Below are 17,633 nucleotides of genomic sequence, written 5' to 3' on the forward strand. Positions count from 1 at the left end.
GCCTCCAGTCATCAACGCTTAGTCGCGCCGAAATGTGATGGCCTCACGCGGTAATAACGCTCCAGTAATTCCACTTGAGCTCTCATCGATAACGGATAGTCTTCCGACACCGCAACGCAATTCATATTCCCATTCGCCATGGCCTCAATATGATTTGCCAACGACTCGGAGTTACCGGCTTTGAACTTGAGACCCTCGGGCACGAGGTCACTTGCACCAACAACATCCGAACAGATAACAGGAACGCCCTCACAGAGAGACTCCAGCACAACGAAGCCGAAGGTTTCGCGACACCTCGAAGGGACGCAAACTACGTCGCTCTCCCGAATTACCCTAGAGATGCCATCTTGTGGCACCTTCCCCTTAGCGGCCGCGGTCGGCGGCAGCTCACAATGCATGTAATCGTCACCGTACAGCCTTAGCTCCACGCAAACGCCGCGACGCGCAAGAATATCCGCCGCATCCATGAGGGTGTCGAACCCCTTATAGCGCTTCTCTCCACCGAAGTACGCAATTTTAAGCGGGTGCCCACTCTCCCGCCGCTTCAGCACCCGCTTGCTTCGTGAGAGACCAGCGTGTGTAATGGGGAGACGTTCACACGCGACCCCTGGGAAACTCTTTAGGTACACCTCTTCCGTCAGGCGACTGTTCGTCAAGACCAAATCAAAGAGACTGAATATGGAGCGGTTGTACTCGAGAAGGCGCTCGTAATCCCTCACTTTTTCTTCCTCCGGAAGGCTTTTCCCGCCCTTTTCGTCACATTCTCCCGAAGCAGCGTGAGACATATCCCGCTTCACGCGCCTTCCGATATCAGCAACAAGTCTCGATTCCTTGAGACGCGCATACACTCTCGACTGCATAATCACGCTTTTTGCGACCGTCATGCCACTGCCCACGTTGCATGCCGCGCATGCCTCGGCGGAGCCGCATCGCTCGCACTCATCTCCCGTCGAGGTGATAAGTGTGCAGCGAGGGCACATGGGGTAGTAGTCGTGCGTGGTAAAGAGCAGGGGGACGTGCTTCTCTTTCGACCGATCAAAGAATTCCCGATGAATGCCCTGATAACAGTGCACGTGAATTGCATCCGGCCTGAACTCATCAAGAAGCCACTCATACGCAGTAGGATTGTCACAGGATTTCGTGAATCTGTCTGGCTCGGCAATTCCGTAAACAAGAGGGACTGGAAGAGGGTTAATAACCTCGAAGGTACGAATCCCTTTCCACGTCGAGCCGACGATACGTGTTCTACCCGGCAGAAACCTCCCTGGATATAGGAGCGCGACCTCGTCACCATGCTCAACCTGAGCGAGAGAGAGCTCTGTACAGTAGCGGGTCATTCCTCCGGTCCTGAGCGGCGGGAGACCGAGGGACACATGCATTACCCTCATGCGCGCCTCTGAAAAAGGTCACGATACTTATCCGATATGTGCTGCCAGCTATACGCATCCGCGACGCGCTGGCGTGCAGCTCGACCGAGCTCGGCACGCTCTTCCTCGCCCATCGCGTCAGCCTGTCCAATCAGCGCCGCAAGGTCGCCCAGCTCCTTGGTCCAGTACAATGCAGCATCCTCGGCAACCTCGCGGTTGAAGCCCACGTCAAGCAGCAGGTTCAGGTCGGTCGACCCAAGTGCCTCGAGCAGGCTTGGGTTGGTCCCGCCCACCTCGTGGCCGTGGAAGTACCCGTACGCGAGCTCGCGCACCTTCATAAGGAGCTCCTGGTCATAGACTGTCCCCACGAACTTGATGCGGGGATCGGAGCGGAAGTGGGTCCGCTCCTCGAGCTCGCCCAGAAACTTGTCGTTCACGTTAGTGATGAGCGCGAAGTCACGCTTCGAGTCGCTCCTCATGAACTCGCGGATCATCGTCTCGTAGTTGTTCTCGGGAACAAAGCGACCCACCACGAGGTAGTACGACCTCGGTGAGAGGCCCTTCTCGGCAAGCCACTCGAGAAGCTTCGGATCGTCGTCGGCAAGCTTGTTCCTGCGCGTCTCCGCCCCGTAGGCGATGTACGTCGTCTTGGGGTCGTACGCCGCGTACTCTTCGTGGATGTACCTCTCGATGTTCTTGCTGTCGCACACAAGAAGGTCGCAGTGCTTGACCATCATCTGTTCTGAGATCTTCCAGTAACGTCGGATCGGCGCGCTCCATTTGGCGCGCATCCACTCATGACCGTCGGGGTTCACGTAGAGAATGCCGCCCAAGCGGTGAATCTGCCGCTCGAAGTGCGCGCAGAACGGCCCTATGCGGCATGCGAGCACGTAGACAATTGCGTGCTCGATCTTGTGCTCTTTGATGTAGCGGACGACCCGCTGCAGTGCCGCCACGTCATAGTAGATGGCCTGGGCCGGACCGATGTTTGGCACCTTGACCTTGAAGCACCGCGCGTTGTGGTACTCGAACTCCCCGTCCTCGTCTGCCTTGCAGGCCACGTGGTACTTGAGGTCCGGGTTGTCCTGATGGTACTCGGTGAGCTTGTCCACGAAGGTCTCGTAGCCGCCGTAGCTGCCCGGGATACCCTTGGAGCCCACGATGAAGACGTGCTGCGTCACGCGGCCCCCTCCCCGGTGAAGACGACCCTCACGGTCCTGGCAATCAGCTTTAGGTCGTAGAGGAGCCCTCGGCGCTCGATGTAGTCGAGGTCGAGCTCGACCATGTCGGAGAAGGACAGGTCGCTCCTGCCGCTCACCTGCCAGGGGCCGGTGAGGCCGGGCTTGACGGTGAGGCGGCGGAAGTCGCGCGGCGCGTAGTCGGGTATCTCCCTCGGCAGCGGCGGCCTCGGCCCCACGAGACTCATCTGTCCCAGGAACACGTTCACGAACTGCGGGAACTCGTCGATAGAGTGCTTGCGGATGAAGCGCCCGATAGGCGTGACGCGCGGGTCGTCCCTCATCTTGAACATGGCGCCCTCGACCTCGTTCTGGTCGAGGAGCTCGGCGAGCCTCTCGTCGGCGTCGGCGTACATGCTCCGGAACTTGTACATCCTGAAGGGGTGCATCGTGCCGTCGCGTTCTATGCGGCCCATCCTCACCTGGGAGTAGATGGGGCACCCCGGGCTCTCCAGGCGTATCGCCAGGCACAGCAGCGCCGAGGGCACCGCCGCCAGCGCTATCACCGCGCCGGAGAACGCTATGTCGAAGGCGCGCTTGGCCGCTCGGTAGACGGGCCGCCCGAGCTCCGGGCGCAGCCCGGTCTGGAAGGAGCCGTCCGCGGCCGCACGGGCCACGTCCTTCTCGCCAGATGAGCCGTTAGCTGCCTCCAGGGTCGTCCCGGTTAGTATCGCTTCTTCTTGCTGTGACAATCCCTAGTCCCACCTTGGTCGTTAGCGTGCGACCGAACATATGCAGCTCCAGGTAGGCGGTGGACTTGCGGCGGTTGACGCTCTTGATGAGGGCCTCCTGGCCCACGAGCGGCCCGCTTGTCACGATCACGCGATCGCCCTCCATGACGCCCATGGACATCCCCACGGTGCGCGAGCCCCGCTGCGTGAACGCGCCGATCCAGGCACGGTCCTCGTCGCTCAGGGGAGCGAACGTCTCTCCCACGCTCAGCAGGCGCGTGAACTCGGGCACCTCGCGCAGGCGCGCGCTGAGCGCGTCCACGTCGTTGGTGACGGCGATGAGGTAGCCGGGAAACAGCACGGGACGCACGGTCTCCCACTCGCCGCGGACCTTCCTCTGGGTCTCGTAGCGTGGGCAGAAGCACTCCTCGAGCGTCCCCTCCTCGGCCACGCGCTCCACGAGGCGGCACATGGCCTCCTCCTTGCCCGTGGCGACCTGGATGACGTACCAGCGGAACATGGCTCCCCTTCCCGGGCGCCGCGCGGCGCCCGTTGGCTTTCCCGTCTGGCGCGGCCGCAGCCGGCGCCTCCCCTCCCGGACGCGCCAAAGCGCGCCCGCGCATGCAAAAGGCCAAGGCTTCGCCACCCGAAGCCGGCCTGCGAGAAAGACGTATTCGCTCTCCTGACACCTCCGGGGCCCACACCAGGCACCGCCCCCTCGGAGCAAGATATGTTCGTGCAGGTTGCAAGCTGCTCGCTCGCAGCTCCCTGCGCAGGGCCCGCTCGGGCCTCCCAGTGAGCCCTGCGCAAGGGGCTGGCCGTGACGGCCGCTCTGCTAAGTCTTGGACGTCACCTCCAGGCCCACCGCGAGGCGACGGCCGCGCTCGGGCTCCAGCCAGGCGAGACGGCGGTGGCGGTCTATGTGCGAGACGAGGGGCTCCAGGCCCGCGAGCGGGCCAAAGAGCACGTGCAGCTCACCGTCCTCGATGCGCCCCTGGGAGACCTGGATGACGTGCGAGCTCCCGCCGAGGCGGCGCACGAGCGCGGACTCGCGGGGCGTGAGCGCGCCCACGGCGCCCAGCTCTTCCAGGTCCACCCCCTCCGCGGGCTCAGCGAGCACGTAGCCAGGCCAGACGGACTCGGCGGCGGCGATCCACGTCCCTCGGACGCGCCTGAGCGCCATGCGCGTGAGCTCGAAGGCGTCGGCGACAAGACCCGTGCGCAGGGCGCGGGCGCACGCGACGCGCGGCCCTCGGGGAGCCCGCAGGACCACGTAGGTTGGTTTGTTATCTTTTGTTAAGAGAGATGTGAGGCGAGCGACGTCTCCGAACGGAGAGTGCTCAGTTGAGACGCCCCCCCCCGAAGCGTTTTCGGAGGTAGAGGCTATGAAGGGTCGCGCGACGCGCATCGGCTGAGACTCGTCGGTCATTGCGCCCCCCTCTCAGATTTCCAACAGATAGCGGTAATGGTATCCCATCTTCCACGGCGAGAAAAGCGGGCCCCCCGCAGCGCGCGCGAGCTCAGACAGAAAAGCCATAGAGGGCGTTAGTCATATAGCCCGTGGGCGAGCGTGGCCGTGGGCAGGCGGACGGTTCTTCTCGCGCGCACGGGCGCAACTGTAGGCGCGGGACGACGTTTTTCTCGCCGAAAGTGTCGTTTTGCGCCTACACCTTCCAACTGTAGGCACGAAACGACGGTCTGGACGCGCAGAGTGTCGTTTTGCGCCTACACTCAGCGCCGCCCGCACCCAAAACACCCCCACGCAGCTAGGAATTGTCACCACTCCACGGTTTTTCTCGCCTGACGCTTGCCTTTAATTCCCCACTTATTAGTATGAATTAGGCTAACGACAGGCACGCGGGCCCCGCGCCCGCGAGAGAAAGGCACAACATGGCAGACCAGCTTCTCAACGTGAGCGCCCTCTCGGCTGGCACCGAGGACAAGCCCATCCTGCACGGCGTCGACCTGGCCGTGGGCGCGGGCGAGTGCCACGTCCTCATGGGCCCCAACGGCGCGGGCAAGTCCACGCTCGGCCACGTCATCATGGGCGACCCCGCCTACGCCGTGACCGGCGGCTCCATCACCTTCGACGGCGCCGACGTCACCGAGCTCACGTCCGACAAGCGCTCGCTCGCCGGCATCTTCCTCTCCTACCAGGCACCCGTGGAGGTCCCCGGCGTGCCGCTCTACAGCTTCCTGCGCACGATCTGCCAGATGCGCCCGGAGCTCAAGACCACCGCGCGCAAGTTCCGCCAGCGCGTGGGAGAGATCGCCGACCAGCTCGAGCTTGACCAGAGCTTCCTCATGCGCGAGCTCAACGTGGGCTTCTCCGGCGGCGAGAAGAAGAAGATCGAGATGCTGCAGCTCCTTTTGCTCCAGCCCAAGCTCGCCATCCTCGACGAGACGGACTCCGGCCTCGACGTGGACGCCCTCGGCATCGTGAGCCGCGGGATCCAGGCCTACCGCGAGCAGGTGGGCGGCGCGCTCATCGTGATCACGCACAACACGCGCATCCTCGAGCGCCTCTCCGTGGACCGCACGCACGTCATGGTGCACGGCCACATGGTGGCCGAGGGAGACGCGTCACTGATCGCCGACATCGACGCCAACGGCTTCGAGCGCTTCGAGCGCGCGCTCGGCGAGCGCGACGAGGCGTGCGTCGACTGCCCGGGCTGCCCCAAGGCCGGTGATGCCGAGTGAGCGACGAGCGCCGCGAGGAGCGCACCCGCACGCAGGTCGCCGACGTCAACCGCTCCCTCTACGACTTCACCAAGTCCGAGGAGGGCTACGAGCGCTACGACGACGGTCTGACGCCCGACATAGTGCGCGCCATCTCCGCCAAGAAGGACGAGCCCGCCTGGATGCTCGAGATGCGCCTGGCCGCGCTCGACGAGTACCACCGCCGGCCTATGGCGCCCAACTGGGGCCCGTCGATCGCGGGGCTCGACCTCGACCACATCTCCACGTACGTCTCGCCCCGGACCAAGCAGGCCAAGAGCTGGGACGACGTGCCGGAAGACATCAAGGACACCTTCGAGCGCCTGGGCATCCCCGAGGCCGAGCGCGAGAGCCTGGCCGGCGTGGGCGCCCAGTACGACTCCGAGATCGTCTACCACAACATGCGCGAGGACGTGGCCAAGCAGGGCGTGATCTACACCACCATCGAGGACGCCCTGCACGACCCCGCCTGGGAGCCGGTGGTGCACGAGTACTTCGGCACGCTCATCCCGCCCACCGACCACAAGTTCGCGGCGCTGCACTACGCCGTGTGGAGCGGCGGCTCGTTCGTCTACGTGCCGGCCGGCGTGACGCTCGACTACCCGCTGCAGAGCTACTTCCGCCTCAACGCGGCCGGCGCGGGCCAGTTCGAGCACACGCTCATCATCGTGGAGCCCGGCGCGGACCTGCACTTCATCGAGGGCTGCTCGGCGCCCAAGTACTACGAGGCCAACCTCCACGCCGGAGCGGTGGAGCTCTTCGTGAAGGACGGCGCGCGCCTGCGCTACTCCACGATCGAGAACTGGTCCAAGAACATGTACAACCTCAACACCAAGCGCTCGCGCGTGGGCGCGGACGCCAAGATGGAGTGGGTCTCCGGCTCCTTTGGCAGCCACGTAAGCTACCTCTACCCCACCACCATCCTCGCCGGCGACCGCGGCAGCTGCGAGTTCACCGGCATCACCTTCGCCGGCGCCACGCAGGACCTCGACACCGGCTGCAAGGTCATCATGAACGGCGCCGACACCACCGCCACGGTCGACACCAAGTCCATCTCAAAGGACGGCGGCGTCAACACCTTCCGCAGCTCCGTCGTGGTGGGCCGCCGCGCCGACCGCGCGCGCTGCTCGGTGAGCTGCCAGTCGCTCATGCTCGACGACATCTCCCGCTCGGACACCATCCCCGCGATGGACGTGCGCAACGCCACCGCGCAGGTGGGCCACGAGGCCACGATCGGCCGCATCTCCGACGACACGATCCTCTACCTCATGAGCCGCGGCTGCTCCGAGGCCGAGGCCCGCACGCTCGTGGTCAACGGCTTTGCCAACCCCGTCTCCAAGGAGCTGCCGCTCGAGTACGCCGTGGAGATGAACAACCTCATCAAGCTCGAGATGGAAGGGGCGATCGGATAATGGCCGAGAAGAACCTGACGGCCGCGGCGGGCGCCGGCGCGCTCGCCCTCGAGCGCGTCAACGCCGCCCCCGCCCAGACCTGGAACCGTCTGCGCACCAACGACGTCACGCTCACCGTCCCCGCGCGCGGGCGCGCCGGAGACGTGTACTTCTCGCTGCCGCGCCTCTTTGAGGGCGTCGAGTGCGGCATGGGGCCCGAGGTCACGGCCTGGGTCGAGTCCCAGGCGGCCGACGCGCGCTACGTGGAGGTCCCCCGCGGCGAGAGGCGCGCCGAGCCGATCGTGGTGAGCGTTGCCTCCGGGGCCGGCGAGGTCGCCGACACGGGCGTGATGGTCCGCGAGGGCGCCGAGGTCACCATCGTCGTGGCCGCGAGCGCCGGCGAGAAGGACGCCGAGGCCGAGGGTGACGCCACCGCCGCAGACCCCGCGGCGGCGCCCGCAACCTCCGCCTCGCTGCTGCGCGTGATCGCCGAGGCCGGCGCGCGCGTGACGATCCACGAGTACCTGTGCCCCGGCGCGGACGCGCAGCACCTCGAGAGCGTGGGCATCCGCGCCGGACGCGACGCGCGCGTCGAGGTGCGCCAGTACGCGCTCGGCGGCGGCACCGTGGCCCTGGGCCTCGCGGCCGACCTCGCCGGCGACCGCGCCCGCTTCGACCTCACCCAGCGCTACCACGCCGCCGGCACCGAGGTGCTCGACGTCAACGAGGTCGTGCGTATGCGCGGTCGCAACACCCGCTCCGAGCTTGCCTACTCCGGCGTGCTCGAGGACGCCGCCAAGAAGAGCCTGCGCACCACCATCGACCTCGTCCACGGCGCCCGCAGCGCCCAGGGCAACGAGGCCGAGACCGTGCTCGTGCTCGGCGACGACGTGACCAACAAGACGCTGCCCGTCATCCTGTGCGACGAGGACGACGTGGCCGGAAACCACGGCGCGACCATCGGCTCGGTGAGCCCCGAGCAGCTGGCGTTTCTCGCCAGCCGCGGCCTCTCCCGCGCCGACGCCGAGGAGCTCTTCTCGCGCGCGGTCTTCGAGGACGCCCTCATGTCCGCGCCCTGCCCCGAGGCCCGCGCCGTGGTGCGAGGGGACAGCCCCCTCGAATCGTCCGAGGAGGCGTGATGGACATCGAGAAGAACCCGTACCGCGCGGACTTCCCGCTCCTGGCCGGGCACCCCGACATCGCCTTCCTCGACAGCGCAGCCACCGCGCAGCGCCCCGCCGCCGTGCTGGACGCCCAGCGCCGCTTCTACGAGACGATGAACGCCAACCCCCTGCGCGGCCTCTATAGCCTCTCCGTCGAGGCGACCGCGGCCATCGCGGCCGTCCGCGCGCAGGTGGCGGAGCTCATCGGCGCGCCGGACGCGCGCGACGTGGTCTTCACGCGCAACACGAGCGAGAGCCTGAACCTCGTGGCCAAGTCTTTCTCGCCCGCCGTGCTTAAGCCGGGAGACGAGGTGGCCATCACCGTCATGGAGCACCACTCCAACCTCATCCCCTGGCAGCAGGCCTGCCGCGCGGCCGGGGCGCGCCTCGTCTACCTGTACCCGCAGCAGGACGGCACCCTCACGGACGAGGAGATCGCGGCCAAGGTGGGCCCGCGCACCAAGATCGTGGCGTGCGCGCACGTCTCCAACGTCATGGGCTGCGAGCTGCCCGTCCGCAGGCTCGCCGACGCCGTGCACGCACACGGCGGGCATCTCGTGGTGGACGCCGCGCAGTCCGTGCCGCACATGCCCGTGGACGTGGCGGCGCTGGGCGCGGACTTCCTGGCCTTCTCCGGCCACAAGGCGCTCGGCCCGATGGGCGTGGGCGTGCTTTGGGGCAGGCACGAGCTGCTCGACGCCATGGAGCCCATGCTCACCGGCGGCGAGATGATCGACTCCGTGCGCGAGCAGGACGCCACGTGGGCGCCCGTGCCCGAGAAGTTCGAGGCGGGCACGCAGGACGCCGCGGGCATCTACGCCACCGGCGCGGCCCTCGCCTACCTCACCGAGACCGTGGGCTACGCGGCCGTGGCCGAGCGCGAGGCGGCGCTCGTGGCCTACGCATGGGAGCGCCTGGCGGGCCTGGGCTTCGTCGACCTCATCGGGCCGGCGGACCCGGCGCGCCACCACGGCGTGATCAGCTTCAACGTGCGCGGCGTGCATCCGCACGACGTGGCGAGCATCCTCGACGCCTCCGGCGTCTGCATCCGCGCGGGACACCACTGCGCGCAGCCGCTGCTCGCCTGGCTCGGCGTTGAGAACCTCGCCTGCTGCCGCGCAAGCCTCGCCTTCTACAACGACAAGAGCGACGTCGACCGCCTGGTCGACGGCCTGACCCAGGTCTGGGGGATCTTCCATGGCAACGACTGACCTCTACAACGCCGAGTTCATGGACCACGTGTCCCACCCCGACTACAAGTACGAGCTCGAGGACGCGGACTGCACGCACGAGGGCGTGAACCCCTCCTGCGGCGACGAGCTCGCGTTCTCCGTGCGCTTTGCCGAGGACGGCACCATCGGGGAGGCCGCGTTCACCGGCCACGGCTGCGCCATCAGCCAGGCGAGCGCCGACATCATGAGCGACCTCATGATCGGCAAGACGCCCGAGCAGGCGCGAGAGCTCTGCGCCCTGTTCATGCGCATGGTGCGCGGCGAGGAGACCGACGAGGAGCGGCTCGAGGAGCTCGAGGACGGCGTGCTGCTGCGCGACATCGCGCACATGCCGGCGCGCGTGAAGTGCGCCGAGCTCGCCTGGCGCACGCTCGACGAGATGCTCGCGGGCCGGGAGGGTCAGGAGGCCTAGCCATGGCTGGAATGTTCTCGACCAAGGGCATGTACGCGCTGCGTGCGATGGCCGACCTCGCCGCGCACGAGGGCTGGGTGTCGCTCGGCGACGTCGCGCGGCGCCAGCACATCTCGCGCAAGTACCTCGAGCAGGTCATATCCCTCATGCACAAGGCCGGCTACGTGGTGAGCCAGCGCGGCAAGGGCGGCGGCTACCAGCTCACGCGCAAGCCCGAGGACTACACCCTCGGCGAGATCCTGCGCGCCGCGGAGGGCTCGCTCGCGCCCGTGAGCTGCCTCGACTGCACCAACGAGACCATCTGCCCGCAGCTCGACACCTGCTCCACCGTGAGCGTCTGGCGCGACCTCGGCCGCGTCACGGCCGGATACCTCGACTCCAAGACGCTCGCCGACCTCGTGCGGGAGCCCGGCGCGGAGGACGCCGGGCCCTGCACCGCGCGCCCGATCTAGCCAAGCGCCTGACCCGCAGCCCCCTGGGCTCATAGTCCCTCCCAAACCGACGTTTTTCTCGCCGATCTGTTGGTTTGGGAGGGTTCAGCTAGCTTAGTCCCTCCCAAACCTACGTTTCCCTCCTCAGAACGTAGGTTTGGGAGGGGCTTCGGAACAGGGCGAGAAGAACGTGCTGCTTCCGGACGTTCTTCTCGCCATGAAAGGGGCCCGGCCCCGCGGGTGCGGGACCGGGCCGTCGATGTGCCGGGATGGCTGCGGGAGCTACGCCCAGCCCTTGCCGTCGGAGCCGAACTCGCGCATGAGCTCGGCGGTGCGGGCCTTGATGGCGTCGCGGCCGGGCTTGAGGAGCTTGCGGGGGTCGTAGCCCTTGCCCTGCTGGTCCTTGCCCTCCTCGATGTACTTGCGGGTGGCCTCGGCAAAGACGACCTGGAGGTCGGTGTTGACGTTGATCTTGGAGACGCCGAGGGAGATGGCCTTCTGGATCTGGTCAACGGGGATGCCGGTGCCGCCGTGGAGGACGAGCGGCAGGTCGCCGACCTTCTCCTTGATGGCCTGGAGGGCGTCGAAGGAGAGGCCCTGCCAGTTGTCCGGGTAGATGCCGTGGATGTTGCCGATGCCGCAGGCGAGGAAGTCGACGCCCAGGTCGGCGATGGCCTTGCACTGGTCGGGGTCGGCGATCTCGCCCATGCCGGCGACGCCGTCCTCGACGCCACCGATGCCGCCGACCTCGGCCTCGACGGAGATGCCCTTGGCGTGGGCGGCCTTGACGACCTCGGCGGTGCGCTGGAGGTTGAGCTCGAAGGTCTCCTCGTGGGAGCCGTCGTACATGACGGAGGTGAACCCGGCCTCGATGCACTTGAAGACGTCCTCGTAGGTGCCGTGGTCGAGGTGCAGGGCCACCGGGACGGTGATGTTCTTGTCCTCGATGAGCTGCTTCACGAGGTCGGCGACGATCTTGTAGCTGATCTGCCACTTGGCGGCGCCGCTCGTGCACTGGATGATGACCGGGGACTGAAGCTCCTCGGCGGCGTCGAGAATCGAGGACGCCCACTCAAGGTTGTTGGTGTTGAAGGCGCCGACGGCGTAGTGGCCCTTCTCGGCGGCCTTGAGCATGGCAGTGGCGTTAACGAGCATGTTGACCTCCATACGTTGCAAAAAACACGGAAGGACAGTACGCACCTATGATAGCGCGCCGCCGCACCCGGCGCGCGGGGCGTCGGCGACTTTTTCGGGCGGCTTGTAAGGTCTTCGTGGGCTTTGCCGGGCGACGGCGCGGCGCGCGGGCGCGCGGGTACCGTTGAGGGGAGGGGAAGGAGGCACATGGCCGAGAAGAACGACACGCCCAAGGGAGGGCTCCTGGGGGACTTCTCCGTCTCCCAGATCATCGCGACGGGGCTCGCCGCCGCGACGTCGTTTGCGCTCTCCGCCCAGATAGGCATCGCCGGCTCGATCATCGGCGCGGTGCTCGGCGCCGTGGCGTCGTCGGTCGCCACGCAGGTCTACCGCAGCATCCTCCACTCGTCGGCCGAGAAGATCCGCGCGCTCGGGCAGGACGCGCCGGCGAGCGTCGCAGGCGAGGAGCGCGCGGGCTCCATCTCCGGGCGCGCGTGCGTCGAGGAGGTCGCGGCGTCGGGCACGCCGATCGCCCCGCGCGAGGTGCGCTACGCGGCGCACGCCCGCGAGCGGGCGCGGACCCGCCGGCGCGCCGCGGTCGTCGCCACCGCCGTGGCCGTGGCCGCGGTGCTCGCCTTCGCGCTCGTGGTGAGCCTCGCCACGCAGGGCGCCGGGATCGGCCCCGCCCCGCAGGCGGGCACGCCGGCCGAGGAGCAGCCCGCCGCCGAGGATCAGCAGCCGCAGACGGACGACGCCGAGCAGGGGGCGCCCGAGTCCGCGGAGCCGCAGGCGCCCGCCGAGGAGGAACCGGCCGATGACGCCACCTCTGCGCCGAGCGCCTCGGAAGACGCTGGCCCCACCACGGACGACGCCCCCGCGCAGCCCGAGGGCCCCGCCGCGTCCGGCGAGGGCCCGGCGTCCGGCGACGGTTCCGCCACGTCCGACGAGCAGGCGCAGGGCGGGACGACGCCCGATTCCGGCGCCGCCGCCCCCGACGCCGCCGCGTCACCCACGCCCTAGGTCCCGCCGTCCGGTTGTCAGCGGTTTTTTGCGCACCCCTCGGGTATCGCCCGCTCCGTCTCCCGCAAAACGGCAGGTAGAGAAATGACACCTCTCAAGTGATACTTACGCGCACCGCCAAAAACCGCTGACAACCGCCAAGAAGGCCCCAGGACCGCCCCTTCGCGCCCCATGCGCTAGAATCGTGAGCCGTTGCATCAACCGCGAGAAGGGAGCGTCCGTCAATGGAGCGTCCGAACGCCTGGAAGCGCTACAGCGCCGAGCAGCTCGACGCGCTGCACTACCTCTGCGAGGGCTACAAGTCCTTCATCTCCGACAACAAGACCGAGCGCGAGTGCGTGGCCGCGAGCGTCCGCATGGCCGAGGAGGCCGGCTACGTGAACCTGGCCGAGCGCGTTGCCTCCGGCGAGCCGCTCAAGCCCGGCGACAAGGTCTACGCCGTCAACCGCGGCAAGAGCCTCATGCTCGCGCACCTGGGCACCGAGCCGCTCGAGCGCGGCGTCAACATCCTGGGCGCGCACGTCGACTCGCCGCGCCTCGACGTCAAGCAGGACCCGCTCGAGGAGAGAAACGAGCTCGTCACGCTCGACACGCACTACTACGGCGGAGTGAAGAAGTACCAGTGGGTCACCATGCCGCTCGCCATCCACGGCGTGGTCTGCAAGAAGGACGGCACCACCGTCGACGTGGTGATCGGCGAGGACGAGGCCGACCCCGTCTTCTGCATCACCGACCTGCTCCCCCACCTCGGAAGCCAGCAGATGACCAAGAAGGCCAGCGAGGTCATCGAGGGCGAGATGCTCGACGTGCTCGTGGGCAACCGCCCGATCGTCGTCGAGGAGGGCGCCGAGAAGGACGATGAGGCCGAGAAGAGCCCCGTCAAGGCCGGCGTCGTCGCCCTGCTGCGCGAGCAGCTCGGCATCGAGGAGGAGGACCTCCTCTCCGCCGAGCTCGAGATCGTGCCCGCCGGCGCGGCCCGCGACCTGGGCCTGGACCGCTCCATGATCTTGGGCTACGGCCAGGACGACCGCGTCTGCGCCTACACGAGCCTCGTCGCCCAGCTCGACTGCAAGGAGCCCGCGCGCACCGCGGTGACGCTGCTGGTTGACAAGGAGGAGATCGGCTCGGTGGGCGCCACCGGCATGACGAGCCACTTCTTCGAGGACACCATGGCCGAGATCCTCGAGCTCGCCGGCGAGACGGGCGCGCTCGCGCTGCGCCGCTGCCTCGCGGCCTCGAGCATGCTCTCGAGCGACGTCTCGGCCGGCTTCGACCCGGCGTTCGCGAGCGTCTTCGAGCCGAAGAACTCCGCGTACCTGGGCCACGGCCTCACGTTCAACAAGTTCACCGGCAGCCGCGGCAAGTCCGGCTCCAACGACGCCGACGCCGAGTACGTGGCCACCATCCGCCGCGTCATGGACGAGGGCGGCGTCGCCTGGCAGACCGCCGAGCTCGGCAAGGTCGACGCGGGCGGCGGCGGCACGATCGCCTACATCCTCGCCACCTACGGCATGAGCGTCATCGACTGCGGCGTCCCCGTGCTCTCCATGCACGCGCCCTGGGAGGCGACGAGCAAGGCCGACGTCTACGAGGCGTACCGCGGCTACCAGGAGTTCCTCAAGCTCGCGTAGGAAACTTCGTTACGGCAACGGGGGCCGCCCCTCCGATTCTCACGCAAGGACTGCGCTTCGCGGAAAATCCTTGCTTAGAGAATCGGAGGGGCGGCCTTTTGCTGTCACGGTTGTCTGCAGCGGCGTGAGGAACTCCTGGTGGCCGTCGCTCAGGGCCTCCACCCTCTGGAGGGCGCGGGGAGGGTCACTCGATGGCGAGCGTCACCTGGGTGTTGGGGAGGCCGGTCACGGTGGCGGTGGTGCGGCCGCGGTCCCAGCTGAGAAACGTATCGCTGTTGATGCGGAACTCCCACTCCTTGCCGGACTCGTCGACGCCGCTGAGGTAGTACGTCGCGCCGCTCTCGCCGCTCACGTCCCTCGTCTCGACATCGTGCAGCTCGACGCGCACGGGGTCGAAGAGGTACGGGATGTCCCGCAGCGGCTGCCCCACAAAGACGTAGCAGGTACACACCATGAGCGCGATGATGACCGCCCCGAAGATGCGCTCGCCCACGCCCTTGAAGTCGTCGCGCAGCTGCCGCGCCACCGCCACGACGCCAAAGGAAAAGATGGCAAGCCAGCCCGGAACGCCCACGAGCCGATACGCCACCGCGATCGGCCCCTCGTCCGTCTTGCCCAAGGTAAACAGGCCGATGAGTCCCCACGCGACATAGCTGACCACGGCCAGGGGAACAAGAACTATCAAGGCAATCGCCAGATAGCGGCGCCGGCGGTCACGGGCGGACTCCACGGGGGACTCGCTCGCCTCCGCCTCCTCCATCGCCGCCTTGAGCCTCGCGTACGTATCGTCCTCGTGCGCTTCCATGTACCCCCCCTCCGCTCTCAAGACAACGTTAGCCCGAAGCAAGGGGAAATGCTGGTTTGGCCGGCATCCCTTGCGCAACGCTTACGTCGCGGGCCAGGGCGGCCGGGCAGGACCCTTTGCCGGAATCTCGGATTGCGCATGGCGAGAAGAACGCGTAGCTCGGGATTCTGCGGCTAGACGGCCGCGTTTCCCAAGCTACGCGTTCGGTAGTTCAACTTCTGTCACGCGCTAACGCGGATGTTGGAAATCCCCGATTGCGCGTGGAGGTCCGGGGCCGAGGTTCTTCTCGCCCGCCCCTACAGGTCGGCCATCGTCTTGCCGGCGCCAACGAGACCCTCGAAGTCGGCGATGAAGGCGTCCACCGCAGCGTCGATCGCGGCGTTCTTGACGAGGCCCTCGATCACGGAGGAGGCGGCCGTCACGGCGCCGACGCCGTAGCGGGCGAGCTCGAGGATCTGCTGGGAGTTCTTGAAGCTCGCGGCGAGCACCTCGCAGGGGAGGTCGTTGGCGCGGAAGATGTCGTGGATCTCCATGGCAACGCCCACGCCGTCATAGCCCATGTTGTCTATGCGGTTGATGTAGGGCGCGGCATAGGAGGCGCCTGCCTTGGCGGCGAGGAAGGCCTGCATCGGGGTGTAGATGGCCGTGGCGGTGGTACGGATTCCCTCGGCAGCGAGCATGCGGATGGCCTTGAAGCCCTCGGGGACGCTCGGGACCTTGGGGAAGGTGTGGGCGCCGAGCTCGGCCACGATGCGCCTGCCGTCTGCCACCATGCCCTCGGCGTCGCGGGCCACGACCTGCGCGTGGAGCTCCATCTCGGGCCCGATGATGTCGCGGATCTCATGCAGGACCTCGAAGGGCGCGCGGCCGGAGGCGGCGAGGATCGACGGGTTGGTGGTCACGCCGTCAACGGGGTAGTACTCCACCAGGCGCTTGATGGCATTGACGTCGGCGTCGTCGATGATGAGCTTCATGACTGGTTCCTTTCGCTTGGGGTGTGGAAGCGTGCAAAAGTGCCTGTCCCTTTTGCACGCTACAGGGTCTGCTCGGTGCGGGCGATGATGTCGTCCTGGGTGGCGCGGGAGAGCACGTTGAAGAACGCGGAGTAGCCGGCCACGCGGACGATCAGGTCCTTGTGCCTCTCGGGGTGGGCCTGCGCGTCAAGCAGGGTCTCGCGGCTCACGATGTTGTACTGCACGTGATAGCCGTGCAGGCGGTCGAAAAACGCTGAGATGAGCATCTCGAGCTTCTGCTTGTTGCGCTCGGAGGCGAGCATCGTGGGAGCCATCTTCTGGTTGAGCAGCACGCCGCCCGTAATCTTCTCCGTGGGAAGCTTCGAGACGGACTTGAAGACGGCGGTGGGACCGTGGGTGTCGGCGTTGTGCGCGGGGCTGCAGCCCTCGGCGAGCAGCTCGTGGGCGTGGCGGCCGTCGGGCGTGGCCATGGTCCCCATTCCCTGCCCCACGTTGGCGCTGATCGAGGAGGTGCCGGCGTAGCGGATGCCGCCGATGGGGCCGCGGCCATGGCGCGTGTTGGGATACTTGGCAATCTCGTCGATGTAGGACTGGTAGGCGTCCACTACGAGCTGGTCCACGGAGTCGTCATCGTTGCCGTACTTGGGGGCGTCGTTCACGAGCATCTGGCGGATCTGCTCGCCCTTCTCGCCCGCGAAGTCTGTCTCCAGCGCGTCGGCGAGCTCGGCCGGCGTGATGCGCCTCTCGTCAAAAACGAGCTTCTTGATGGCCGCGAGGGAGTCGGCCATGTTGGCGATGCCCACCTGGAGGCCTGAGATGAAGTCGTAGACCGCGCCGCCCTCCTTGATGGTCTTGCCGCGACCGATACAGTCGTCCGTGAGCGCGGAGCACAGGACGTCCGGCACGTCGCGGAGCTCGTGCGCGACGGGGACACCGTCATGGTGGAGAGCGGCAGCTGCTGCGCCCTGCTCGTGGCGCAGCTCGCCGCCGAGAGACGCGAGGTCACGGTCATCACCAACAGCGCCTTCATCGCCTCGTCCGTGCGCGACGACCCCACGGTGAGGGTCGTGCTCATCGGCGGCATCTACCAGAAGGACTCGCAGGTCATGGTGGAGCCCATGGTGCGGTCCTGCGTCGAGGGCTTCTACGTGGACCTGCTCTTCGCCGGCACGGACGGCTTCTCCGCCCGCACCGGGTTCACCAACAGCGACCAGATGCGCGCGCAGGCCGTCCGCGACATGGCGGAGCACGCCGAGCGCGTGGTGGTGCTCACGGAGAGCGGGAAGTTCAGCCGGCGCGACACCGTCCCGCTTGCGCTGGGCAAGAAGGACGTCTGCGTGATCACCGACCCCCACCTGAGCGACGAGGCGCGCGGCGAGCTCGCCGCGGCGGGCGTCACGACCCTGTGACACGGGGACGGAGGGATTGTCACCGCTCCGTCCCCGG

Annotated in this window: 17 protein-coding genes and 1 pseudogene; 9 read left to right on the plus strand and 9 right to left on the minus strand. The window is 67.2% G+C overall.

What is annotated here, in order from left to right:
• Positions 1-11: 11 nt before the first annotated feature.
• The 5 genes from B5F23_RS02650 to B5F23_RS02670 all read right to left on the minus strand — a co-directional run bounded on the left by B5F23_RS02650 (position 12) and on the right by B5F23_RS02670 (position 4,549).
• Entirely contained in the window at positions 12-1,388 is a 1,377-nt protein-coding gene (locus B5F23_RS02650) for a glycosyltransferase (RefSeq protein ID WP_087351496.1), read from the minus strand.
• Positions 1,385-2,548, minus strand: coding sequence for a beta 1-4 rhamnosyltransferase Cps2T (gene cps2T, locus B5F23_RS02655; protein WP_087351499.1), 1,164 nt, complete (start codon positions 2,546-2,548; stop codon positions 1,385-1,387). Before cps2T ends, B5F23_RS02650 begins: the two co-directional genes overlap by 4 nt.
• The gene (locus B5F23_RS02660; protein WP_087351502.1) at positions 2,545-3,222 is read right to left on the minus strand and encodes a sugar transferase; all 678 of its coding nucleotides are present in this window, start codon (positions 3,220-3,222) and stop codon (positions 2,545-2,547) included. Before B5F23_RS02660 ends, cps2T begins: the two co-directional genes overlap by 4 nt.
• Positions 3,223-3,244: 22 nt before the next feature.
• Entirely contained in the window at positions 3,245-3,796 is a 552-nt protein-coding gene (gene loaP / locus B5F23_RS02665) for an antiterminator LoaP (protein WP_087351505.1), read from the minus strand.
• A gap of 315 nt (positions 3,797-4,111) precedes the next feature.
• A complete protein-coding gene (locus B5F23_RS02670) occupies positions 4,112-4,549 on the minus strand; it encodes a hypothetical protein (protein ID WP_087351509.1) in 438 nt (145 codons plus the stop codon).
• Between the two features lie 617 nt (positions 4,550-5,166).
• On the opposite strand from B5F23_RS02670, the gene sufC reads away from it, so the two are divergent.
• Genes sufC through B5F23_RS02700 form a run of 6 tightly spaced genes read left to right on the plus strand, consistent with a single transcriptional unit; the run spans position 5,167 to position 10,644 of the window.
• Positions 5,167-5,976, plus strand: coding sequence for a Fe-S cluster assembly ATPase SufC (gene sufC, locus B5F23_RS02675; RefSeq protein WP_087351512.1), 810 nt, complete (start codon positions 5,167-5,169; stop codon positions 5,974-5,976).
• Positions 5,973-7,406 carry a Fe-S cluster assembly protein SufB gene (gene sufB / locus B5F23_RS02680; RefSeq protein WP_087351515.1) on the plus strand — a complete coding sequence of 478 codons (1,434 nt, stop codon included), beginning with the start codon at positions 5,973-5,975 and terminating at the stop codon, positions 7,404-7,406. The genes sufC and sufB overlap by 4 nt, the downstream gene beginning before the upstream one ends.
• Positions 7,406-8,524 carry a SufB/SufD family protein gene (locus tag B5F23_RS02685; protein WP_087351517.1) on the plus strand — a complete coding sequence of 373 codons (1,119 nt, stop codon included), beginning with the start codon at positions 7,406-7,408 and terminating at the stop codon, positions 8,522-8,524. Before sufB ends, B5F23_RS02685 begins: the two co-directional genes overlap by 1 nt.
• Entirely contained in the window at positions 8,524-9,759 is a 1,236-nt protein-coding gene (locus B5F23_RS02690; protein ID WP_087351520.1) for an aminotransferase class V-fold PLP-dependent enzyme, read from the plus strand. The genes B5F23_RS02685 and B5F23_RS02690 overlap by 1 nt, the downstream gene beginning before the upstream one ends.
• Entirely contained in the window at positions 9,746-10,192 is a 447-nt protein-coding gene (gene sufU / locus B5F23_RS02695; protein ID WP_087351522.1) for a Fe-S cluster assembly sulfur transfer protein SufU, read from the plus strand. The genes B5F23_RS02690 and sufU overlap by 14 nt, the downstream gene beginning before the upstream one ends.
• A 2-nt stretch (positions 10,193-10,194) precedes the next feature.
• A complete protein-coding gene (locus B5F23_RS02700) occupies positions 10,195-10,644 on the plus strand; it encodes an RrF2 family transcriptional regulator (protein ID WP_087351525.1) in 450 nt (149 codons plus the stop codon).
• 261 nt (positions 10,645-10,905) lie between these two features.
• Here the strand turns inward: B5F23_RS02700 and fba are convergent, their stop codons facing one another.
• Positions 10,906-11,778 carry a class II fructose-1,6-bisphosphate aldolase gene (fba, locus tag B5F23_RS02705; RefSeq protein ID WP_087351528.1) on the minus strand — a complete coding sequence of 291 codons (873 nt, stop codon included), beginning with the start codon at positions 11,776-11,778 and terminating at the stop codon, positions 10,906-10,908.
• A 186-nt stretch (positions 11,779-11,964) separates the two neighbouring features.
• Here fba and B5F23_RS02710 point away from each other — a divergent pair, with 186 nt between their 5' ends.
• Positions 11,965-12,777, plus strand: a complete 813-nt coding sequence (locus B5F23_RS02710) for a hypothetical protein (RefSeq protein WP_087351531.1) — start codon at positions 11,965-11,967, stop codon at positions 12,775-12,777.
• Between the two features lie 224 nt (positions 12,778-13,001).
• Complete coding sequence (locus tag B5F23_RS02715; RefSeq protein ID WP_087351534.1) at positions 13,002-14,408, plus strand: aminopeptidase; 1,407 nt, start codon at positions 13,002-13,004, stop codon at positions 14,406-14,408.
• 184 nt (positions 14,409-14,592) lie between these two features.
• Here B5F23_RS02715 and B5F23_RS02720 read toward each other — a convergent pair whose 3' ends face one another.
• From B5F23_RS02720 to B5F23_RS02730, 3 genes and pseudogenes are all read right to left on the minus strand, one after another.
• A complete protein-coding gene (locus tag B5F23_RS02720) occupies positions 14,593-15,213 on the minus strand; it encodes a hypothetical protein (RefSeq protein ID WP_087351537.1) in 621 nt (206 codons plus the stop codon).
• 296 nt (positions 15,214-15,509) lie between these two features.
• The gene (locus tag B5F23_RS02725) at positions 15,510-16,187 is read right to left on the minus strand and encodes a transaldolase family protein (protein ID WP_087351539.1); all 678 of its coding nucleotides are present in this window, start codon (positions 16,185-16,187) and stop codon (positions 15,510-15,512) included.
• Between the two features lie 59 nt (positions 16,188-16,246).
• A pseudogene (locus B5F23_RS02730) lies at positions 16,247-17,098 on the minus strand (pyruvate formate lyase family protein); the annotation flags it as partial.
• A gap of 6 nt (positions 17,099-17,104) precedes the next feature.
• Here B5F23_RS02730 and B5F23_RS02735 point away from each other — a divergent pair.
• The gene (locus tag B5F23_RS02735) at positions 17,105-17,596 is read left to right on the plus strand and encodes a DeoR/GlpR family DNA-binding transcription regulator (protein ID WP_241145778.1); all 492 of its coding nucleotides are present in this window, start codon (positions 17,105-17,107) and stop codon (positions 17,594-17,596) included.
• Positions 17,597-17,633: the final 37 nt, after the last annotated feature.

This window comes from Olsenella sp. An188 (assembly GCF_002160255.1).
GTDB lineage: Bacteria > Actinomycetota > Coriobacteriia > Coriobacteriales > Atopobiaceae > Thermophilibacter > Thermophilibacter avistercoris.